Genomic DNA, 21,119 nt, shown 5'->3' on the forward strand with positions numbered 1-21,119 from the left:
GCTAAGCCTTACAGCGCCGATGGTACTGCAGGGGGGACCCTGTGGGAGAGTAGGACGCCGCCGAACAAATATTGAAAAAGGCCCACACCTTACGGTGTGGGCCTTTTTTCGTTTTTCAGGGTTCTTCACGAGGATCTTTCACGACGGCTGGACCAGCTGCGTGTCGTACGCCAGGATCACCGCCTGAATGCGGTCGCGGGAACCGGTCTTCGCGAGGATGCGGCCCACGTGGGTCTTCACCGTCGACTCGGCCAGGTGGAGGCGCGTGGCTATCTCCGTGTTCGTCCAGCCCTTGCCGATGACCGTGAGGATTTCCCGTTCCCGGTCGGTGAGGGAAGCGAGGCGGGGGTCCTCCTGAGGCGATGTTTCCGCAGTCGGGTCGGTCGGCAGGTGATGGACGTAGGCGTCGAGGAGCCGGCGGGTCAGGCTGGGGGCGACAACCGCGTCGCCGGTGGCCACCGCGCGGATGCCGGAGAGGAGTTCCTCGGGCTGGGCGTCCTTGACCAGGAAGCCGGAAGCGCCTGCGCGGAGGCCGGCGTAGGCGTACTCGTCCAGGTCGAAGGTGGTGACGATCAGGATGCGGGTGCGGTCGCCGGCGGCGGTGATGCGGCGGGTCGCCTCGATGCCGTCCAGGCCGGGCATGCGGATGTCCATGAGGACGACGTCGGGGTGGAGCTCGGACGCCATGCGGACCGCTTCGCTGCCGTTCGCCGCCTCGCCCACGACCGTCATGTCGTCCTGGCTCTCCAGGAGCATGCGGGAGCCGAAGCGCTGGAGGGGCTGGTCGTCGGCGATCAGGACCGTGGTCACTGCGGGGTTTCCTCCGGGAGGTGTAGGCGGATGCGCCAGCCCTGCTCGGGGTGCGGGCGGGGGCCGGCCTCAAGTGTGCCGCCGTACAGGGCGGTTCGCTCACGCATTCCGGGTAGTCCACGACCGTCTCGGGACGGGCCGCCGGTTCGGCTGCCTTTGCCTGTGTCCGTGATCGTCACTGTCACGGCTCCCTTGTCCCCGTAGGACAGCTCTATCTCCGCGGTGGCGCCTGCGCCGGCGTGTTTGAGGGTGTTGGTCAGGGCTTCCTGGATGACGCGGTAGACGGTGAGCTGGCGGCCTGGAGGGAGGGTGGGGCTGCCGTGGGTGGTGGTGTGGACGGGGAGGCCCGCGGAGCGGACGCCGTCGAGGAGCTGGTCCAGGTCGGTGAGCCCGGGTTGGGGGGTCAGGTCGGCCTGGTCGTGTTGCTCTTCCTCGCGCATGACGTCCAGGAGGCGACGGAGTTCGGTGAGGGCCTGGCGGCTGGTGGTGGCGATGGCGTCGAGGGCCTGGGCGGCGCGTTCGGGAGACTTGGCGGCCGCGTATCTGCCGCCGTCGGCGAGGCCGGTGATGACGGAGAGGTTGTGGCCGATGATGTCGTGCATCTCGCGGGCGATGCGGGCACGTTCGGCGGCGGTGGCGAGTCGCGCCTGCTGGTCGCGTTCGGTCTCCAGGCGGCGGGCGCGATCCTCCAGGGCCTCGGTGTGGTTGCGGCGGGTGCGGACCGTGATGCCGATGAGGGCGGCCACGGTGATGGACATCAGCTGGGAACCGACCTGCTGGTGCCAGGTGCCCTCCCCGTGGCGGGCGACCGACACCAGGACCGTGGCGATCATCAGGGCCGTCGCCCACCACAGGTCGCGCAGGGGTCGGCGCAGGGCGATGTGGTAGACGACGGCGAGCTGGAGCAGGGCTGCCTGGAGCGCCGCGCCGGTCCAGGCGTTGACGAGGGCGAAGACGGCCATGGCGGCGAGGACGGCCCGGGGGTGGGTGCGTCGCCAGAGGAGGGGGATCGAGAGACCGAGGCTCAGGGTGAGGAGGAGCCAGCCGGGGACGTCGAGGTTGTGGGCGTTGTGGCGCCAGCCGCCACCGACGTAGTCGATCAGGGCCGCTGTGACCCAGAAGCCGGTGATGTGCGCGTCCCACAGCAGGGGGTGGCGTCGGTCGAAGGCGCGCACCCTGCGGGTGAGGCGGTGTGCGTACTCGGTGAGGGGCTCCGGCGCCCGGTCTTCCGGCACAGGGTTCATCGTGAGGGTTTCCGATGCCGCTTGTCAGACGTCTCGGCGTCGTAGGGCCGTCGCTGCCAGCGTGAGGGTCGCCGTCGTCCACAGGACCATGGCGAGCAGGGCGGCGGCCGGGGAGGCCGTGCCGGGCAGGGGCTGGGCGGTGGTGAGGGTTTCCAGGGCCTTGCCGGGGAAGTAGCGGACGGCGTCGTCGAGGATCTCGTACGGGAGCATGGCCAGGACCTCCGGGACGATCATGATGAGGCCGATGAAGGCGCCGATGGCCATCGGGACCGAGCGGACCAGGGCGCCGATGCCGAGGGCGAGGACGGCGAGGAGGGTGAGGCCGGCCGCGTTGCCGACGAGGGCGCGCAGCACGCCGGGGTCGCCGAGGGAGGCGGACTGGTCGGTGCCGGCGAGGAAGGACTGGGCGAGGGGAAAGGTGAGGAGGTTCGTCAGCAGGGTGAGGGGAAAGGCGATCGCGGCCAGGACGGCTGCCTTGGACCAGAGGACGGGCAGGCGGCGTGGGACGGCGGTCATCGTGGCGCGGATCTGGCCCGTGGAGTACTCGCCGGCCGTGGCGAGGATGCCCAGCACGCCGAGGTTGATCTGGGCGAACTGGGTGCCGAGCAGGATGAAGACGACCGTGTCCATCCCGCCTTCGCCGGTGCCGTCGTAGGCGGCTCCCAGGCCCGCGCCCATGGCGGCGGTGAGGGCGCTGGTGGCGATGAGGGTGGTCCAGGTGGAGCGCAGGGTCCAGAGCTTGTGCCACTCGGAGCGCAGGACGCGGGCCGGTGTCACGCGGTAGGGGAGGGTCGCCGTGGTCATGCCGCCGCTCCTTCGAGGGTCGCCGTGTACTCCACCGCGCCGCGGGTGAGGTCCATGAAGGCCTCCTCCAGGGAGGCGGTGCCGGGTGTCAGTTCGTAGAGGGGGATGCCGTGGGCGGCTGCCGTGCGGCCGATGTGCTGGGCGTCCGTGCCGCGGACCTGGAGGGTGCCGGGGGTCTCGGTGGTGATGTCGACGCCGGGTGCGGTAAGGAGGTCTGCCAGGTCGGAGGCCTGTGGGGTGACGACCTTGAAGTGGCCCGCGCCGGAGTCGCGGACGAAGTCGGTGACCGTGGTGTCGGCGAGGAGGCGGCCGCGGCCGATGATGACCAGGTGCTCGGCGGTGAGGGCCATCTCGCTCATCAGGTGGGAGGAGACGAAGACCGTGCGGCCCTCGGCGGCGAGGGACTTGAGGAGGTTGCGGATCCACAGCACGCCCTCGGGATCGAGGCCGTTGACGGGCTCGTCGAGGATGAGTGTGGCCGGGTCGCCGAGGAGGGCGGCGGCGATGCCGAGGCGTTGGCCCATGCCGAGGGAGAAGCCCTTGACGCGGCGGTGGGCGACGTCGGTCAGTCCGGTGAGGCCGAGGACCTGTTCGACCCGTGCCCGGGGGATGCCGTGGGTGTGGGCCAGGGCGCGCAGGTGGTGGTAGGCCGTGCGGCCGGGGTGGACCGAGCGGGCCTCCAGCAGGGCGCCGACCTCCGTGAGGGGTGCGGGATGGGCGGCGTAGGAGCGTCCGCTCACGGTGGCGTGGCCGCGGGTGGGGGCGTCGAGCCCGAGGATCATCCGCATGGTCGTGGACTTGCCGGCACCGTTCGGGCCGAGGAAGCCGGTGACGGTGCCGGGGCGGACGGTGAAGGACAGGTCCGTGACGACCGTCCGGTCGCCGTAACGTTTGGTGAGTTCGTGTGCCGTCAGCATGCTTCGATGCTCGTGCGGGCGGGGGCGGCGGGCGTCGGACCGGCGGTGGTAATCGGGGTGAGGGCTGTCGTACCCGGGTACTACCGTTGCCGGCATGAGCTATGTGATCCGGTCCGTCCGTGCTGATGAGTGGGCCGCGGCGAAGGAGCTGCGGCTCGCGGCGCTGCGGGACCCGGTGGCGCACCTCGCCTTCCTGGAGACCTACGAGGAGGCCGCGGCCAGGCCGGACTCCTTCTGGCAGGAGCGGACGGCCGGTGCCGCCGAAGGGGTGGACGCGAGGCAGCAGATCATCGCCGAGGGGCCGGACGGGCAGTGGGTGGGGACGCTGACCGTGCTCGTGGAGGAGCCCGGGACGACGGACTGGGCCGGGTTTCCGGTGGAACGGAAGCAGGGGCACGTGGTTGGCGTGTTCGTACGGCCCGAGGAGCGCGGGAGCGGGCTGACCGAGGTGCTGTTCGACGCTGCTCTGGAGTGGGCGTGGGGGCGGGGGCTGGAGCGGGTGCGGCTCATCGTGCACGAGGAGAACGGGCGGGCGCAGCGGTTCTATCGCCGGGCGGGGTTCGTGCCGAGCGGGCTGATCGTGCCGCTGGGGGACTCCGGGGAGCGGGAGTTGGAGTTCGTGCTGGAGCGGAGCTCAGCGGGGGCGTCCTTCTCAGACCGGTAGTTCGTCGTGCGGCCAGCGGGCGCGGCCCTGTTCGCGGGAGCGGAGCAGGGCCAGGGTCGGCATGCCCCGGTCCGCTCCGGTGGCCAGCAGCCCCGGGAGCTGGGGGAGCGGGGCCACGGCGGCGATGTCGTCCAGGACGAGCGTGAATGGTGGGTCGAGGCGACCGGAGGATGACCGTTCGGCCATGCGCCGGCCGCGCTCGACCACGCTGGAGACGAGGGCCGTCAGGAGGGGCATCGCGCCCGGCTTCGTCCTGGGGTCCTCGATGGATTCACCCACCACATAAAGCGTGCCCCCTTCGTGGACGAAGGAATCCAGGGCGAGGGCATCAGTTCGGTTGGGCGTGCAGGCCTCGCGGATGTTGACCGTGGAGAGGGCCGCGAGGGCACGGGTCGTCAGCTGCTGGGCCATGTCCCGGCGTTCGGGATGGGCGGTGAGGGCGCCCTCGAGTTCGCCCGCGGAGCCCGGGGCGGCCTTGGGGTTGGTACGGAGGATGCGTACGGCGTCCTGGATCTGGGTGCCCTGGGACCAGCGGTGGACGTGGCGGATGGTGCGGCCGTCGATGGCGGCGGCGTGCAGATAGCTCCGCAGGAGTGTCTCGGCGGTGTCGCTGAGGGCCTGGTCGAGTTTGGCGGTGGGGCGGACGGGGGCGAGGAGGGCGGCCGCCCTTCCCGTGGCTGTGGCCTTGTCCTCGCAGCCGGCTGTAGGGGACCAGTGGAGTCGGGCTGGTGTGGCGCAGAGGTGGGTGGGGTCGTAGAGATGGGTGGGGCCCAGTTTGGCCCGGGCGTCCTTTGTCTCCTGCCAGAGGGCGGGGTTCGAGGTGACGACCAGGGCTGGGCCCTCCGCGTCGCGTACCGCCTGGGTGGCGGTGGTTTGGCGGGACTCCCTCGGGGCTACGAGGATCTTTTCCCAGCCGCTCACCCGTTCCTGGCCGAACAGGGAGGCCGGGGCTGTGGGCGCGGCGACCGGGGTCGGAGCGAGGGGCGCCGTCGGCTCCAGGACGTGCGTGGGCTCGGGGGCTGCGCGGCGGGGGGTAGGGACGTCGTGCTGCGCCGACGCGGCGGAGTCGTGGTGCGTCGATGTCTGTGCGTCGTGCGGCGCGGGTGCTGGCGGTACGTGCTGCGCCGGTGTGGGTACGCCGGGCTGCGCCGAGGCCGGCGCCCTGTGCTGCTCCGCCGCCGGTACCTCGTGCTGTGTCGGCCCTCCTGCCCCGTACGCAGCCCCCGCCGCATCCGGCGGTGTCACAGACGCCGCCCGCTGCGCCGCCGCCTCCTTCTCCGCCCGGCGCCTCGCCCGGACCGCCCGCCACCGGGCCAGCGTGCCCATCACGAACACCGTCAGGACGACCAGGATCATCAGCTGGCCGATGAACAGACCCCAGAACAGGCCGTAGCCCGAGAGTTCGCCGGGGGGTGTGCCGGGCCAGGCGCCGGGGATGTCGTGGGGCTGGGCGATGAGGCCGCGCATGGCCAGGGGCGTGCGTGTGAAGGTGACGCCGGACGGCCAGGAGCCGTGGGCGAACAGGGCGGCGAGGCCGGTGGCCGTCCACACCAGCAGGGTCATGCCGAGGAGGAACGCGAGTATGCCGACCAGCAGGCCGTCGGGGATGCCCCCCTGGGTGTCGTGCCGGCTGCGGCGGTCGTCCGGTCTCACGCGTCCTCCCCCTACGCCACCGTCGATTCGGAGTCGCCCAGGTGGTGCTCCACGAAGGCCGCCGCCCGTTCCTCCGCCTCGAGTTCGGCGGCGTGCAGGGCGTCGTCCTCCGCGAGGTCGGCGGAGGACTCGGTCATCGCGCGGTCGGTGAAGACCAGTGGGCGTTCGGTCTCCGTGACCAGGTGTTTGACGACCTGGACGTTGCCGTTGACGTCCCAGACGGCGATGCCGGGGGTGAGGGTCGGGATGATCTCCACCGCCCAGCGAGGCAGGCCCAGCACGCGGCCCGTCGCCCTCGCCTCGTCCGCCTTCTGGGCGTAGATCGTTCTCGTCGAGGCCATCTTCAGGATCGCCGCCGCCTCCTTCGCCGCCGCGCCGTCCACCACGTCGGACAGGTGGTGGACGACCGCCACGAAGGACAGGCCCAGTCGCCGGCCGAACTTCAGCAGGCGCTGGAACAGCTGGGCCACGAAGGGGCTGTTGATGATGTGCCAGGCCTCCTCGACCAGGAAGATGCGCTTCTTCCGGTCGGGGCGGATCCAGGTGTGCTCCAGCCACACGCCGACGATCGCCATGAGGATGGGCATGGCGATGGAGTTGCGGTCGATGTGGGACAGGTCGAAGACGATGAGCGGGGCGTCCAGGTCGATGCCGACCGTGGTGGGGCCGTCGAACATGCCGCGCAGGTCACCGTCGACGAGACGGTCCAGGACCAGTGCCACGTCCAGGCCCCAGGCCCGTACGTCGTCTATGGCGACGTTCATCGCCTCGGCCGACTCGGGTTCGGGGTGGCGCAGCTGCTCGACGATGTCGGACAGGACCGGCTGGCGGTCGACGATCGTCTCGTTGACGTAGGCGTGCGCGACCTTGAGCGCGAAGCCGGCCCGCTCGTCCAGGCCGTGGCCCATGGCCACTTCGATGATCGTCCGGAGCAGCGCCAGCTGGCCCGTCGTGGTGATCGCGGGGTCGAGGGGGTTGAGGCGGATGCCCATGTCCAGGGCCGCCATCGGGTCCAGGCGGATGGGAGTTATCCCCAGCTCCTGGGCGACGAGGTTCCATTCGCCCACGCCGTCCTCGCCCTGGGCGTCCAGGACGACGACCTGGCGGTCGCGGAAGCGGAGCTGGCGCAGGACGTATGTCTTCTCCAGTGCCGACTTGCCGTTGCCGGACTCGCCGAGGACCAGCCAGTGGGGGGCGGGGAGCTGCTGGCCGTAGAGCTGGAAGGGGTCGTAGATGTAGCCCTTTCCGGAGTACACCTCGCGGCCGATGATGACGCCGGAGTCGCCGAGGCCCGGGGCGGCCGTCGGCAGGTAGACCGCCTGGGCCTGGCCCGTGGACGTGCGCACCGGGAGCCGGGTCGTCTCGACCTTCCCGAAGAGGAAGGACGTGAAGGCGTCGGTGAGGACGGACAGCGGGTCCCGCATAGGTCCTACCTCCGAATGCCGGTGGCGAAGGGAAGGGTGTTCACGAAGGCGCGGTGGTGCTCGCGGTCGCACCACTCCAGCTTCAGGTACGACTTTCCCGCTGAGGCCCTTATCGTCCGCTTGTCGCGGGCGAGGGACTCGGGGGAGCGGGAGGAGACGGTGATGTAGCCGACGAGGTTGACGCCGGCGGCGCCGCTGGCGAGGTCCTCGCCGCGCTGGTCGAGCCGGGAGTTCGCGGCCACGTCGCGCGGGTCGATGGTGCGGTTCATCTTGGCGGCGCGGGACGCCTCGGCCTCGTCGTTGGTCTTCTCGGTGAGCATGCGCTCGATGGCGACCTCGGTGGGTTCGAGGTCCATGGTGACGGCGACCGTGCGGATCACGTCCGGGGTGTGGACGAGCAGCGGGGCGAGGAAGTTGACGCCGACGGGGGTCATCGGCCACTCCTTCACCCAGGCCGTGGCGTGGCACCAGGGGGCGCGGGTGCTGGACTCGCGGGTCTTGGCCTGGAGGTAGGTGGGCTCCATGGCGTCCAGCTCGGCCGGCCAGGCATTACGTTTCGTCATCGCCTGGATGTGGTCGATCGGGTGGTCCGGGTCGTACATGGAGTGGATCAGCGAGGACAGTCTGCTCTGGCCGAGCGGCTGCCGCACGCGGATGTCGGCCTCCTGGAGGCGCGAGCAGATGTCGGTGAGTTCGCGGGCCATGACGACGGCGAGTCCGGCGTCCCGGTCGGCCTTGCCGCCGTGGGCGCGGGCGGCCCGGGCCATGGCGTTGGCCTCGGCGGCGAGGTCGCGGGTGTAGTGCATGCAGGCGACGAGGTAGGCGCGGTGCTGCTCGCTGCTGGTGGACACCATCGACTGGAGTTGCTCGTACGACTGCTGGAGCCACGGCGGTGCCTTGTCGTCCCCGCGCACGGCGACGTCCTTGGCGTGGGCGTCCGGGTCTGCGGGGAGGGTGCGGGCGAGCATCTGGAGGCGGGTGACGAAGCCGTCGCCGTTGGCCACGTGCTTGAGCAGCGTGCCGAAGCGGTCGACGAGGGCCTCCTGGTCCTCGCTGTCGCGCAGGCCGACGCCGGGGCCCTCGATCTCGATGGCGGCGGTGACGGTCTTGCGGTCGGCGTGCAGCAGGACGGCGATCTCGTCGGGGCCGAAGGGCGCGGAGAGCCAGGTGATCCGGCCGATGCCCGGGGGCGGCCCGACCTCGATCTCCCGCCCGTCGAGCCGCGTTCCGGCCTCGATGACGGAGGAGCGGTAGGTGGCTCCCTGCTTCAGGGTCCGCTTGTAGCTGCGGTTGATCTCGAACCACTTGTAGAACGTGCGGTGCTTGTACGGCACGTACACGGCGGCCAGCGCCAGCATCGGGAACCCGGCGAGCAGCACGATGCGCAGGGACAGCACGGGGACGAGGAGCCCGCACATCATGCCGAGGAACGCGCCCACGACGATCAGGGCGATCTCGCCGGTCTCGCGGTTGCGGCCGATGATCGCGTTCGGCCGGGCACGGCCGATCAGATATGTACGGCGGGGCGTGACCGGATGGGACACGTGGGACTCGGTTGTCAACGCCCTTCACCTCCCGTGCGATTGGTACTGCTGTTGCGGGTGCTGCTGGCGTGGGGAGTGTTGACGGGGCTGCTCGAACGGGGTGCGGGTGCGGCGGAGGGGACAGATCCGCCGCCGTTCGAGGTGCGCGAGCTGTGCGCGGCGACTCCGCCGGAGGCCGGGTTGCTGGGGCGGGGGGCGGAGGACTGACTGCCTCCGCCGTTGTTGTCGGCGCGGGAGCTGTGGGTTTTGATGCCCTGCGCGACCAGGGTGGCCGGGGAGCTGATGACCGCGGCGGCCTTGCCCTCGGCGCCCTGCATGAGGCGGTTGTTGCGGGAGCCGGCGATCTCGTCGCCGAAGCCGGGGACGAAGCGGTAGATCATCGCGCTGGCGAAGATGGCGAGCAGGATGATGGCGAGGCCGGAGACGACGGCGGAGAAGGCGTCGGGGCCGTCGTCGGCGGAGAGCGCGCCTGCGAGGCCGAGCACGATGACGATCACCGGCTTGACCAGGATCACGGCGATCATGATGCCGGCCCAGCGGCGGACGTGGCCCCACAGGTTCTTGTCGACGAGGCCGGCGTAGACGACGGTGCCGAGGAGGGCGCCGACGTAGAGCAGGGCGGCGCGGATGACGAGCTCCAGCCACAGCACGCCGGCGGCGAGGATGCTGACCAGGGAGACGACGATCAGCATGATCGGGCCGCCGCCGATGTCCTCGCCCTTCTTCAGGGCCTCGGAGAACGTGCCGAAGAAGGCGTCGGTCTGGTCGCCGGTGGCTTTCGCGAGGACCTCGGTGATGCCGTCGGTGGCCGATACGACCGTGTAGAGGATCAGCGGGGTGAAGGCGGAGGCCAGCACGGTCAGCCAGAGGAAGCCGATGGCTTCGGACAGGGCGGTGGTCAGGGGGACGCCGCGGACGGCTCGCTTGGCGACGGCCAGGAGCCAGAGCAGGAGCGTGAGGATCGTCGACGCGGCGAACACGACGGCGTACTGCTGGAGGAACTTGGGGTTGGTGAAGTCGACGTTCGCCGTGTCCTTCACGGCCTCGCTGAGCTTGCCGACGGTCCAGGAGGCGGCGTCGGCACAGCCCTTGGCGAGGGAGGAGAGGGGGTCGAGGGTGGAGGTGGGGTCTAGGCGGGAGGTGCCGCCGCCGGAGCCGCCGCCACTGCCGGTGTCGCCTTCGCAGATCTCCCGGGCCCTGCCGGAGAGCAGGGAGCAGTTGTCGTTACTGGGTGTGGGCGAGGGCGTAGGGGCGGCGACCGCTCGGCCGGCGAGCAGGACGACTGCGGTCTGCACGGCTGTGAGGGTGGCGGCGAGCTTGGCTGCGCGGCGCGGGCTACCGGGCATACGTGAACCCTCCGAACTCCTCGACGGCCTTGGAGATGTCGTCCGACGTCGACACCCTGTTGTCGCCGTTGACCGGCGCGGGGCCTTCCTTCTGGGAGAAGCTGTCGACCTTCCAGTCGCCGTCGGCCCAGCGCAACTGGAGGGTCATGGTGAACCAGTCGCTGGTGACCGGGTTCTCCGAGCTCTCCCCCGTCATCCCGTAGACGCCCGTGCACCAGACCTCGACGGTGGCGGTGCTGCCCCCGTAGTCGGTGACCTTGGTGCCGACCGGCATGGTGCGGGAGACGTATGTGCTGCCCTTCGGCGCGTTGCCGTTCTGGTCCAGGCCGACCTTGTCCAGGAACGCCTTGTCGTACACCTGGTCGAGGTTTTTCTCCAGCTCGGAGACTCTGCCGGCGTCGAACACCTGACGGACGATCTCGGGGCGCCGTGCGGGCTTGAGGATGTCGGCCGAGACGAGCACCACCGCGTAGTTCGCCGCCGCGCTTTCCGCCCCCTCCTGGTCCTGGGCGAAGCCCGACGGGATGCCGGCGGCCGACTTGGACTGGACGGGGCGTTGGCCGGAGGGGGCCGTGGCTGCTGTTTCCGGTTTGGTGCCCGCGTCGTCCGACGAGGAGGAATCGTCGCCGCCCCGGTTCGCGAAGGCGATTGCCGCGATGAGGAGGACCACTACGCCGACCACCGTGACCAGGCTGCGGGACGACGAGCGGCGGCGGGGGGTGCCGTAGGGGTCGGCTCCGGAGTCGGGCAGGCGGGTGCGGGTCTGGCCCGTGCCGCCGTAGCCGCCGGAGGGCTCGTGCTCGTCACCGAGACTCATGCCGCGTACGCCCCCTCGACGTCGTGCGGAAACACCTCGTACCGGTCGTACTGCTCGTACTCCTCGTACGACGGTAGCCGTGCTGGTTCCCGCGCGGGCGCGGTGTGGTGACTCGACATCAGGGAAACGCAACCTTCGCCGGTGGGCACGACGGGCGGGTGGGATGGAGGGGGAGCCGGGCGTGCCCGGCCGGGGCGGGTGGGGCCCGGCCTACACGGCCATGCCGTAGACGATGGTGAAGAGCGTGCCGAGTGAGCCGATGATGAACACGCCCGTCAGGCCCGCGATGATGAGGCCCTTGCCCTGCTCCGCGCTGAAGGTGTCCCGCAGGGCGGTGGCACCGATGCGCTGTTTGGCGGCGCCCCAGATGGCGATGCCGAGGCAGAGCAGGATGGCGACCGCCATCACGACCTCGATCATCACCTTGGCTTCGTTGCCCAGGCTGCCGAAGGGGCCCCAGTCCGGAGCGATCCCGCCGATGATGGTGTTGATGTCTCCCTTATCGGCCGCAAAGAGCATGTAAGTCACCGCCCCTGTTGGGTAGTTCCGCACCCTCTGCGGTCGTGCAGAGGTCAGGCCTCATTCTCGCCGACGATGACGCTGTCGTATGTCGACTTGGCGTCATTGATTGGCGGGTTTCGTACGAATACCTTGCCACCGTTCCGCGCCGGCCCCTAAGGGGGGCGATGGACGATGTACGAAGGATCGTATGGTCACTCTGTGTATCACGGCAGGTCACGCGGGGCAATGAGGCCTGAGCGAAACCTGTCGTGTGGTTCCGTCGTTGTGCCCTCCTACGACCTGTGTCACCTCTCCGGACCGTTTCTGACGGTCGGTCGGGTGAGCGGTCGACCCGGTGTTCTCCGGGTGAAGGCTACCTGGCGCGGCGAACGGGCCGCGGCTGGATTGCCGCGGCCCGTTCGTCCCCTGCCGGCCTCGGGCCCCCACGGCCCCAGGCGGCGTCACTCGGTGACGGTCTGTCACGAGTGGGAAGCGTCAGCCGGTGAAGGCGCCGACTCCGTTCGGGGTGCCCCAGCCGGTCGGGCCGTCATAGCCCGTTCGGGCGGCGCAGAAGTAGCTGGTGGCGCAGGTGCCGTTGCTGCCGCTGGTGACGTCGTTGAGGGCGGAGGTGTTCGCGTAGGGGAACTTCGCCGGGTAGGAGCCGCTGGACGGGGTGCCCGCCAGCGCGTAGACGCTCGCGATGATCGGGGCGGATGCGCTGGTGCCGCCGTAGGTGGCCCAGCCCTGGCCGTCGGCGCCGTAGGTGTCGTAGACGGAGACGCCGGTCGCCGGGTCGGCGACGGCCGAGACGTCGGCGATCATGCGCCTGGCGCAGCCGGTGTCGGTCTGCCAGGCGGGCTTGGCGTCGTAGGCGGAGCAGCCGGAGCCGGTGCCCTCGGTGCTGCTGGTCTGCCACACGCTCTCGGTCCAGCCACGGGTGGTGGGGGAGGCGGAGAGCCTGGTGCCGCCCACGGCTGTCACGTACTTTGAGGCCGCCGGGTACTGGGCGCCGTAGCCACCGTCGCCCGCGCTGACGGTGATGGCGACGCCCGGGTGGTTGAAGTAGGAGGAGTCGTACGTCGCGTCGGAGGAGGACTCGCCGCCGCCGTAGCTGTTGGAGACGTACTTGGCGCCCAGGCTGACGGCCTCGTTGACGGCGGTTCCCAGGTTGGCCATGGAGGCGGACTTGGCCTCGACGAGGACGATGTGGCAGTTCGGGCAGATCGCGCTCGCCATGTCGAGGTCGAGGGAGATCTCGCCGGCCCAGCCGCTGTCGGGGGCGGGGAGGGCGGTGGTGGAGCCGGTCTGGCTCACTTTCTTGAAGCAGCCGTTCGCCGCGGTGCAGGCGGGAAGGCCGTAGTGCGATCGGTAGGTGGCGAGGTCGGACTCGGCGTCGGGGTCGTCGTGGGCGTCGACGACGGCGATGGTCCGGCCGGTGCCGCTGCTCGTGGCGGCGGAGGTCAGGCCGTAGGCGCGCTGGAGGTCGGAGGGGCCGTAGCCGGAGGGGGTGGAGGCGTCGGCGGCCTTCGGGGTGGTGCCGTCGCGCTCGGCCCGCTGCTTCTGGAAGGCGGTGAGGCCGCCCGTGACGCGCAGGGCGTTGCAGGCCATCTCGCCGGTGTGCCGGGGGAGGGCGCAGGAGCGGGTCCAGGTGACCTTGGAGGGGGCGGCCGGGGCGGCCTCCGCGTGGGCGGCGGTGGTGAGGCCGGTGAGGAGGAGCGCGGCGGTGGCGGTGACGGCGGCGCCTGCGCGGCGCCATCTGCGGCGGCCGGCGGGGGAGCTGTGCGGTGTCGTGCGCAAGGTAGAGCCTCCTGACAGTGGTGGACAGAGGCCTGCGGGTGGGGGTTTCCGCCGGTACGGTTCCCGGCGGGGGCGACCCGCGACGACGATCGCTTGTTGAGTACGTGACAACAAGACGCTTTCGGAATCCTGACTTCCGCCTTACTGAAGCGGGTGCCGGGCTTACCGGTCAGTGACGGGCCCGTGGCCGGGGCATGGGCCCGGCTTGACCCAAGGAGCCCGGATTCGGCGCTGCTTCAGGCCGGTGACACACGTTTCTCTCACCTTCGTCGTGCACAGTGGCGCCGATGAAGCGCGTCCTCTCCATTGCCGTGGTTCTTGTCGCCCTCACCTCCGCGTCCACCGCGGTGGCCGACGACGGTGCCGGGCCCTTCGGGGTGACCGTCACCGCGGGGGCGGGTGCGGGGAGCGGACGGGTCGGGGTGCTCGTCCCCGCCGAGCGGGCGACTCGGCCGGCCGGTGGGCACTTCTGTACCGCGTCCGTTGTGCGTGCTCCGTACCGGAATCTGCTCGTCACCGCGGCGCACTGCCTGGACGGGCGTGGGGGGCTCGTGTTCGTGCCCGGGTATCGGGACGGCCGTGCGCCCTACGGGGTGTGGAAGGTGAAGCGGCGGTTCATGCCCCGTGGGTGGGTCGAGGGGCGGCGGGAGGACAGCGACGTGGCGTTCGCCGTGGTCGCGCCGCGGGGAGGGAAAGGGGTCGAGGACGTCGTAGGTGGGTACCGGCTCGCCACCGGTACGGCGACGGGGGCGACGGCGGTGACCATCACCGGATACCCCGACTCCCGCGAGACGCCCATCAGCTGCACCAACAAGCCGACCGCGCACAGTCCCACCCAGCAGCGCATCGAGTGCCCGGGATTCGCCGGCGGCACCAGCGGAAGCCCCTGGGTGAACGGGGACGGGCAGGTGGTGGGGATCCTCGGCGGCCATGAAGACGGCGGGACGACCCCCGATGTGTCCTACAGCGTGGTGCTCGGTGCGGAGGTGGGGCGGCTGTACCGGGAGGCGGCGGGCGACCCGTGACGGGGCTGTGCGCCGGTTGCCCCCGGCGTGCCGACCCGTGCCGACCCGTGCCGACCCGTGCTCTTGGGTGTTCCCCTTTCCGCCCCGACTCTCCTTCCCGTGATCATTCCGGCGCACGGCGGCCGCCTCTACACTGACCAGGCGACGGACTCCTGGCCGGCGAGGGGCGGTTGACGGTGCGTAAGGCATGGATCGTGGCGACTGTTGCGATCAGCTCCGCCCTGGCCTTCGTGATGCTGCTGGTCGTCGGGGTCTACATCGTCGCCGGGAACCTGGCCAACGGGGTCGGCGGTGGGGCGAAAGCGCTCGCCAAGGGGGCGGTGCCCGCCGCGTACTCCGACCTCGTGCAGAAGTGGGGCAACCTCTGCCCCGCCATCAGCCCGGCCCTGCTCGCCGCCCAGCTCTACCAGGAGAGCGGCTTCAACCCGAGGGCCCAGAGCCACGCCGCCGCCCAGGGGATAGCGCAGTTCATTCCCGGTACGTGGGCCACCCACGGCATTGACGGCGACGGGGACGGGGACCGGGACGTATGGGACCCGAAGGACGCGATTCCCTCTGCCGCTTCGTACGACTGCGAACTCGCGTCGTATGTGAAGAAGGTGGGCGGGAACCTGACCGAAAACATGCTGGCCGCGTACAACGCGGGGGCATACGCGGTGATCAAGTACAGGGGCGTGCCGCCGTACAGCGAGACCCGGAACTACGTGAAGAGGATCACGACGCTCTCCGAGAGCTTCGCGGCACCCGTCGGGCGGGTCGATCCCTCCGAGCAGGCCGCCGGCGCCATCGAGTACGCGCAGAAGAAACTCGGTACCCCCTACCTGTGGGGCGGCACCGGCACCCCTGAGCAGGGCGGACGCTTCGACTGCTCGGGACTGACCCAGGCCGCCTACGAGACGGTGGGCATCAAGCTGCCGCGCGTCGCCAACGACCAGTACAACGCCGGGCCGCACCCCGCGAGGGACGAACTGCTCCCGGGTGACCTCGTGTTCTTCTCGGACGACCTCACCAATTCGCGTGCCATCCGGCATGTCGGCATTTATGTCGGAGGTGGGTACATGATCGACGCGCCGCGAACGGGTGCGGTGATCCGGTTCGACCCGATCGACACCCCCGACTACTTCGGGGCCACCCGGGTGACCGAAGATGGCGCGAAAGCACTGCCCACGACAGTGTGAGCTGAGCGTGAACCCGCCCCCTGAGCTGCGAAGACGTATCTCTCTTCGATAACGTCTGGGTGATCATTCGGTGGAGTGTGGAACGTATCAGCGTCGACCATGCGTTCCTGGTGACGTAGCCGAGCAGACGTGAGTCGGCACGTGTCACGCACGCGTGCAGCGGAAGCGGATCTACAACCACGGGGGTGGCAGGAGCGGCGCACACACAGGTGCGCCGGGAGAGAGACGACGAAGGGGCCGCAGCATCATGGCTGGACTCGCCGAATCCGGGTCGAACCCCGACGTCGACCTGCTCTATGACATCAATGGCCTGGCCAAGGACGCGCCGCCGTGGTTCGACCGGGTCATGGAGTTCGTGGGCGAGTACGGGTTGTTGCTCGCCATCGTCCTGCTCGTGCTCTGGTGCTGGTGGTCCGTGCGGCGCCGGGGTGAGGAGGACGCGGCGTCCTCCGTCGCGGCGCTGGTCTGGGCACCGCTCGCGGCGGGGATCGCAGTGCTGGTCAACGTGCCGATACGGGGTTTCGTGGAGCGGCCCCGGCCGTTCCTGGACCACCAGGGGCTCGAGGTGCTCGTCAGCGGCAAGAACGACTACTCGTTCGTGAGCGACCACGCGACGATCGTCATGGCGATGGCGGTCGGGCTGTTCGTCGCGAACCGGAAGTTCGGGCTGGTCGCGTTGGTGCTGGCCGTGTTCGGCGGGTTCATTCGCGTCTACATGGGTGTGCATTACCCGACGGACGTCGTGGGCGGGTTCGCGCTGGGGACGGCTGTCGCGTTGCTGTTGTCGCCGGTGGCGATGGCGCTGTTGACGCCGGTTACCCGGGCGATCGAGCGGTCGCCTCGGGTGGGGTGGCTTGTGCGGGGGCGCGGGCGCGGGGACGCCGGTGACGGGTCGGATGCGGTGGTTCCTGGGGCTCGCAGTGAGCGGGCCGCGGGGGCGTCCGAGCGGGACCTTGCTGCTTAGTTCTCGGCGTTTTGCTGGGGGTGGGGCGTTTCGCAGCCCGGCGTGGCGGGGTGCCGCTGCGCCCACCCGTGCCGCCCCAAGCGGCACGACTGCCCGCAGCTCAGTGGGCAGTGTGGCCGCAGCTCGGCGGGGCGGGTGGCCGTAGCTGAGCGGAACTGCTTGCCGCAGCTCGGCTTACAGCGCCTGGGGATACGTGAAGAAGCGGGTTGGGTCGTACTCCTTCTTCAGCTTTGTCAGGCGGGTTGCCGCGTCGCCGTAGTACGCCTTGCGCCAGTTGGTCAGGGTCGGGTCCGTGTAGTTCTGGTAGGCCGCGCCTGAGGCGTGGGGGCGCATGGACTTGTGGGCCGAGGTGAGCCAGGAGCGGGCCGTGGAGCCCGTCGTGCCCGGGCGCCAGGAGGCGATGTACTGGGCCAGCATGCGGGAACGGCGGTGGACGAAGGCCGTGGAGGTCGGGGAGACACGGTTCACCGCTCCGCCCAGGGCGGTGAACGCGATGCTGCCCGTGCCGCCGCGTACCGACCCGATCTGGGACAGCAGCGTGCGGATACCGGCCGCGGACAGGGAGCGGTCGAAGAAGTCCGACGCCGCGGCGTACGTCTCTCGGCCCAGCGCGCCCTTCGGGGAACGGCCCGGAGTGGAGCCGGGCAGATGGCACTGGGCGTCCGTCGGGAACGAGGAGCAGCCGGCGTAGACCTCCATCGACTCCTCGTACGAGCGCCGCCGCAGGGAGACACTGCTCGCCGGGGCGCCGACGCGGTCGGCGAGGCGGTCGACCGCGTTCTGGAGTTCGCCGTAGGTGCCGAGGGAGAAGGCCGCGACGGAGACGGTCGGCCTGCCGCCGGCGGCGCTCGCCAGGTGGAGGGACGACCAGATCTCGTCCGGCTGCGACGGGCCCCAGTCCTGCCAGGCCTTCACCACCGCGGCCGCCTTCGACCAGGGCCAGGACATGTATGCCGAGACGCCCTGCGGGGCCGGGTGGGTCTTGAAGCGCAGTTCCGTCACCACGCCGAAGTTGCCGTTGCCGGCGCCGCGCAGGGCCCAGAAGAGGTCCTTGTGCTCGCGGGCGTCCGCGACGAGCTGCTTGCCGTCCGCGGTGATCAGGGTGGCCTGGGTGAGGCTGTCGCAGGTCAGGCCGTAGGCACGGGAGACCACGCCGTGTCCGCCGCCGAGGGTGAGGCCGGAGACGCCGACGGTGGGGCAGGAGCCGGCGGGGATCGTGACGCCCTTCGCGGCCAGCGCGCGGTAGACGTCGATGAGTTTGGCGCCGGCGCCGATCACCGCGGTGTCGCCGGAGGCCCGGACGCGGTTGAGTTTCGAGACGTCGATGATCAGGCGGCCGTCGCCGGACGACCAGCCGGCGTAGGAGTGGCCGCCGTTGCGGATCGCCACGCGCAGGGCGTGGGCGCGGGCGTAGGCCAGGGCGGTGCGGATGTCGTCCGGGTGGGACACGTACGCGACCGCGGCGGGCTTGAGGGTGTCGAAACGGGTGTTGTAGAGCTGCCGGGCCGTCGCCCAGGCGGTGTCGCCCGGGCGGATGAGGGGGCCGTCGAGGTCGCGGGCGAGGGCGGACCAGTTGGCGGCGGTGACGGTTCTCGTGGTGGTGGCGTGCGTGGTGGTCGTGGCCCTGGATCGGGTGTCCGACGGCGTGCAGGCGGTGGTGAGCGGGGTCGCGGCCGCGGCGATGCCCGCCGTGCCGACTGCGAGGAATGTGCGCCGTTCCATGGGGCCTCCCGGTGGTTCCGTCATGGGAGACGGGGTGGTGGAGGTGAGGGTTCCATGGGGGCTCCATCGCCGCGGCACGACTGCGTCAGCCGGTCACGTGTCTTTCCGCGTCCGTGCGCGCCTGGCTTCTCGCTCTTCTGGCCGGGCCGCGCCAGCCGCAGGTGCAGTGGGCCATGCAGAAGCGGCCCTTCTCCTTTGTCGTCGTGCGGTGTTCGGGGAGGTTGGGGGGAGCTTCCAGCCCGTCCTGCTGCGCCACGACGACCACGTTACCCAGCGCGGGTAAAGGCCTCGTATGCCGACTCCTGCGGGCCCGCGTGACGGGGGCACATACCGGTCGTTAACCGGAACAACAAGGGGGCCCGTGACGGAGTACCGGCTGGGGGTAGGCAGGCGATGACAGAGCGGCAGCGGGAAGGGCGGCACAGGCGGGCGGGTGCGGCGGTCGTCGCGGCCGGGGTCATGGCCGGGGTGGGGCTGGGAGCCGGCGGGTGCGCGGGCGGTGACGCGGTGGCCGGGGACGACCGTGGCGGGGACGCGGTCGTCGTACTGCACCGGGCCGCGGACCGCCTGGTGGAGGCGGGGAGTTCGAAGGCCCGTACGTCGATGGAGATGGCCGCCGGCGGGACCCGGGTGACCATCCGGGGCGCGGGGGTCTACGACTACCGGAATCGGATGGGACAGCTGAGGGTGCTGCTGCCGCAGGATCCCGCGGGGGCCGCCGAGCGCCGGCCGATCACCGAACTGCTCGCGCCGGGAGCCCTCTTCATGAAGAACCGGGGCGCCGGTGTGCCCCCGGACAAGTGGGTGCGGGTGGACACCCGGACCCTGTCCGACGGGAACCTCGTCACCGGCGGGGCCACCGATCCGTTCGCGGCGGCCGAGGTGCTGCGCGGGACGCGGTCGGCGAAGTTCGTGGGCAGGACCGAGGTCGCGGGCACCGGCGTGCGGCACTACCGGGGGACGGCGGATCTCGGCGCTGCCGCGAAGAAGGCCTCCGAGGGCAACAAGGAGTCCCTGAAGGCGGCGGCGAAAGGGTTCGCCACGGCCGAAGTGCCGTTCGACGTCTACCTCGACGACGAGGGGCGGATCCGTAAGGTCCGGCACCGGTTCAGCTTCGTGGGCGGGCAGCAGAAGAGCCCCGTGGCCGTCGCCTCGACCACGTTGCTCTACGATTTCGGGGCCTCGGTGCGCGTACGGCTGCCGGACAGCGACGACATCTACGCGGGCAAGATCGCCGAGGAATGACCGGCGCGAACTAGCCCGTCCGTGCCATGCGCGGTGTGTGTGCCGCTCCCTACTCTAGGAAGTCGGTAACGGCAGAGATGAGGTGATGCACGTGGCTCCGGTCGGCGGTACGGCAGTTCAGGACCACGTGGCCCTCGCTGAGATCGAGCTGTGCGGAGAGCTGATCATCGCGGCCTCGGCCGCCCACGAGGAGCGGCTCAGCCTGGAGAGCATCGACGAGGTGCTGAGGGTGGCCGAGGAGCGGGGCGCCGCCGCGGACTGAGCCCGGCTCACGTCCGCAGCATGCGGGCGATCGCCTGGGTCGCCTCCTTCACCTTCGCGTCGATCTCGTCACCGCCCTTGCCGGCGGCGTCGGCGACGCAGTGACGCAGGTGCTCCTCCAGCAGTTGCAGGGCGAAGGACTGCAGGGCCTTGGTGGAGGCGGAGACCTGGGTGAGTATGTCGATGCAGTAGACGTCCTCGTCGACCATCCGCTGGAGGCCGCGGATCTGGCCCTCGATGCGACGCAGGCGCTTGAGGTGCTCGTCCTTCTGCTTGTGGTACCCGTGCACGCCCCGGTCGTGGTCGGTCACGACATCCGCTTCGGCGGTGAAATTCGGGACATCCCCGGCACCCGTAACGTCGGTCACGTCCGTCATCGCGTCCTCCTGGTGGGCTGTGAGCCGACAGATACCCCTACTGGGTATATGGTATCGAACTTTGCTGGGTATACGGCCCTTGGACCGCCCCCGTGCTCATCACTGTGCCTGATGGGCGACACTGGTGGGCGGCCCGATAGCCGTGGCCGGATGATGCGCCTAGCATCAGCCTGACCGAAACCGAAGCAAGCCGAGGACCCCACGTGCGCTTTCGTCTGACCCCCAGGGAGACGAGCTTCTACGACATGTTCGCCGCATCCGCGGACAACATCGTCACGGGCTCGAAACTCCTCATGGAACTGCTCGGGGCGGACGCTTCCGCCCGGGCCGAGATCGCAGAGCGTATGCGGGCAGCGGAACACGCAGGTGACGACGCCACGCACGCGATCTTCCACCAGCTGAACTCCTCGTTCATCACGCCGTTCGACCGCGAGGACATCTACTCCCTCGCCTCGTCCCTCGACGACATCATGGACTTCATGGAGGAGGCCGTCGACCTGGTCGTCCTCTACAACGTCGAGGAACTGCCCAAGGGCGTCGACCAGCAGATCGAGGTACTGGCGCGCGCGGCCGAACTGACGGCCGAGGCGATGCCGCACCTGCGGACGATGGAGAACCTCACCGAGTACTGGATCGAGGTCAACCGGCTGGAGAACCAGGCCGACCAGATCCACCGCAAGCTCCTCGCGCACCTCTTCAACGGCAAGTACGACGCCATGGAGGTCCTCAAGCTCAAGCAGATCGTGGACGTGCTGGAGGAAGCGGCGGACGCGTTCGAGCACGTGGCGAACACGGTGGAGACCATCGCCGTCAAGGAGTCCTGAAC

General features: G+C 70.3%; 21 protein-coding genes and 1 rRNA gene. 8 read left to right on the forward strand and 14 right to left on the reverse strand.

Annotated elements, in window-relative coordinates; all coding sequences use genetic code 11:
• Positions 1-66: ribosomal RNA gene (gene rrf, locus AOQ53_RS48405) — 5S ribosomal RNA — on the forward strand; the annotation flags it as partial.
• 72 nt (positions 67-138) lie between these two features.
• Here rrf and AOQ53_RS18480 read toward each other — a convergent pair.
• From AOQ53_RS18480 to AOQ53_RS18495, 4 genes are read right to left on the reverse strand one after another with little or no spacing between them, the layout of a single operon-like run.
• Positions 139-810, reverse strand: a complete 672-nt coding sequence (locus AOQ53_RS18480; protein WP_059418690.1) for a response regulator — start codon at positions 808-810, stop codon at positions 139-141.
• Positions 807-2,054: a sensor histidine kinase gene (locus AOQ53_RS18485; protein WP_059418691.1), complete on the reverse strand. Its 1,248-nt coding sequence runs from the start codon at positions 2,052-2,054 to the stop codon at positions 807-809. The genes AOQ53_RS18480 and AOQ53_RS18485 overlap by 4 nt, the downstream gene beginning before the upstream one ends.
• 24 nt (positions 2,055-2,078) lie before the next feature.
• The gene (locus AOQ53_RS18490; protein ID WP_059418693.1) at positions 2,079-2,858 is read right to left on the reverse strand and encodes an ABC transporter permease; all 780 of its coding nucleotides are present in this window, start codon (positions 2,856-2,858) and stop codon (positions 2,079-2,081) included.
• Positions 2,855-3,775: an ABC transporter ATP-binding protein gene (locus tag AOQ53_RS18495; protein ID WP_059418694.1), complete on the reverse strand. Its 921-nt coding sequence runs from the start codon at positions 3,773-3,775 to the stop codon at positions 2,855-2,857. Before AOQ53_RS18495 ends, AOQ53_RS18490 begins: the two co-directional genes overlap by 4 nt.
• Positions 3,776-3,869: 94 nt before the next feature.
• Between AOQ53_RS18495 and AOQ53_RS18500 the strand changes: the two genes are divergently transcribed.
• Entirely contained in the window at positions 3,870-4,439 is a 570-nt protein-coding gene (locus AOQ53_RS18500; RefSeq protein WP_059418696.1) for a GNAT family N-acetyltransferase, read from the forward strand.
• Here the strand turns inward: AOQ53_RS18500 and AOQ53_RS18505 are convergent.
• The 8 genes from AOQ53_RS18505 to AOQ53_RS18535 all read right to left on the reverse strand — a co-directional run bounded on the left by AOQ53_RS18505 (position 4,428) and on the right by AOQ53_RS18535 (position 13,521).
• A complete protein-coding gene (locus AOQ53_RS18505) occupies positions 4,428-6,092 on the reverse strand; it encodes a type VI secretion protein (RefSeq protein ID WP_059418697.1) in 1,665 nt (554 codons plus the stop codon). The genes AOQ53_RS18500 and AOQ53_RS18505 overlap by 12 nt on opposite strands.
• An 11-nt stretch (positions 6,093-6,103) precedes the next feature.
• Positions 6,104-7,516: an ATP-binding protein gene (locus AOQ53_RS18510; protein ID WP_059418698.1), complete on the reverse strand. Its 1,413-nt coding sequence runs from the start codon at positions 7,514-7,516 to the stop codon at positions 6,104-6,106.
• 5 nt (positions 7,517-7,521) lie between these two features.
• Positions 7,522-9,078, reverse strand: a complete 1,557-nt coding sequence (locus tag AOQ53_RS18515) for an SCO6880 family protein (protein WP_059418699.1) — start codon at positions 9,076-9,078, stop codon at positions 7,522-7,524.
• On the reverse strand, positions 9,075-10,406 hold the full coding sequence (locus AOQ53_RS18520; protein ID WP_059418700.1) for a hypothetical protein: 1,332 nt from the start codon (positions 10,404-10,406) through the stop codon (positions 9,075-9,077). The genes AOQ53_RS18515 and AOQ53_RS18520 overlap by 4 nt, the downstream gene beginning before the upstream one ends.
• Complete coding sequence (locus tag AOQ53_RS18525) at positions 10,396-11,223, reverse strand: hypothetical protein (RefSeq protein WP_059418702.1); 828 nt, start codon at positions 11,221-11,223, stop codon at positions 10,396-10,398. The genes AOQ53_RS18520 and AOQ53_RS18525 overlap by 11 nt, the downstream gene beginning before the upstream one ends.
• The gene (locus AOQ53_RS47410) at positions 11,220-11,342 is read right to left on the reverse strand and encodes a hypothetical protein (protein ID WP_268250144.1); all 123 of its coding nucleotides are present in this window, start codon (positions 11,340-11,342) and stop codon (positions 11,220-11,222) included. Before AOQ53_RS47410 ends, AOQ53_RS18525 begins: the two co-directional genes overlap by 4 nt.
• A gap of 91 nt (positions 11,343-11,433) precedes the next feature.
• Positions 11,434-11,742 carry a hypothetical protein gene (locus tag AOQ53_RS18530; RefSeq protein WP_003991275.1) on the reverse strand — a complete coding sequence of 103 codons (309 nt, stop codon included), beginning with the start codon at positions 11,740-11,742 and terminating at the stop codon, positions 11,434-11,436.
• Positions 11,743-12,219: 477 nt separating this feature from the next.
• On the reverse strand, positions 12,220-13,521 hold the full coding sequence (locus AOQ53_RS18535; protein WP_059418703.1) for a S53 family peptidase: 1,302 nt from the start codon (positions 13,519-13,521) through the stop codon (positions 12,220-12,222).
• A gap of 287 nt (positions 13,522-13,808) precedes the next feature.
• Between AOQ53_RS18535 and AOQ53_RS18540 the strand changes: the two genes are divergently transcribed.
• From AOQ53_RS18540 to AOQ53_RS18550, 3 genes are all read left to right on the forward strand, one after another.
• Entirely contained in the window at positions 13,809-14,546 is a 738-nt protein-coding gene (locus AOQ53_RS18540) for a trypsin-like serine peptidase (RefSeq protein ID WP_059418704.1), read from the forward strand.
• Positions 14,547-14,779: 233 nt separating this feature from the next.
• Positions 14,780-15,724, forward strand: coding sequence for a bifunctional lytic transglycosylase/C40 family peptidase (locus AOQ53_RS18545; protein ID WP_408055173.1), 945 nt, complete (start codon positions 14,780-14,782; stop codon positions 15,722-15,724).
• A gap of 247 nt (positions 15,725-15,971) precedes the next feature.
• Complete coding sequence (locus tag AOQ53_RS18550; RefSeq protein ID WP_059418705.1) at positions 15,972-16,688, forward strand: phosphatase PAP2 family protein; 717 nt, start codon at positions 15,972-15,974, stop codon at positions 16,686-16,688.
• 174 nt (positions 16,689-16,862) lie between these two features.
• On the opposite strand, the gene AOQ53_RS18555 is transcribed toward AOQ53_RS18550, so the two are convergent.
• Positions 16,863-18,410, reverse strand: coding sequence for an FAD-dependent oxidoreductase (locus AOQ53_RS18555; RefSeq protein ID WP_059418707.1), 1,548 nt, complete (start codon positions 18,408-18,410; stop codon positions 16,863-16,865).
• A gap of 393 nt (positions 18,411-18,803) precedes the next feature.
• Here AOQ53_RS18555 and AOQ53_RS18560 point away from each other — a divergent pair, with 393 nt between their 5' ends.
• Together AOQ53_RS18560 and AOQ53_RS44710 are read left to right on the forward strand one after the other, a co-directional pair.
• Positions 18,804-19,655 (forward strand): hypothetical protein, encoded by an 852-nt coding sequence (locus AOQ53_RS18560; protein WP_059418708.1) that lies wholly within the window; start codon positions 18,804-18,806, stop codon positions 19,653-19,655.
• A gap of 91 nt (positions 19,656-19,746) precedes the next feature.
• Positions 19,747-19,917, forward strand: a complete 171-nt coding sequence (locus AOQ53_RS44710) for a hypothetical protein (RefSeq protein ID WP_167745734.1) — start codon at positions 19,747-19,749, stop codon at positions 19,915-19,917.
• A 7-nt stretch (positions 19,918-19,924) separates the two neighbouring features.
• Here AOQ53_RS44710 and AOQ53_RS18565 read toward each other — a convergent pair whose 3' ends face one another.
• Positions 19,925-20,293 (reverse strand): metal-sensitive transcriptional regulator, encoded by a 369-nt coding sequence (locus AOQ53_RS18565; RefSeq protein WP_059418709.1) that lies wholly within the window; start codon positions 20,291-20,293, stop codon positions 19,925-19,927.
• 203 nt (positions 20,294-20,496) lie between these two features.
• Between AOQ53_RS18565 and AOQ53_RS18570 the strand changes: the two genes are divergently transcribed.
• On the forward strand, positions 20,497-21,117 hold the full coding sequence (locus AOQ53_RS18570) for a DUF47 domain-containing protein (RefSeq protein WP_059418711.1): 621 nt from the start codon (positions 20,497-20,499) through the stop codon (positions 21,115-21,117).
• Positions 21,118-21,119: the final 2 nt, after the last annotated feature.

The sequence above is a fragment of the Streptomyces azureus genome (assembly GCF_001270025.1).
Lineage (GTDB): Bacteria > Actinomycetota > Actinomycetes > Streptomycetales > Streptomycetaceae > Streptomyces > Streptomyces azureus.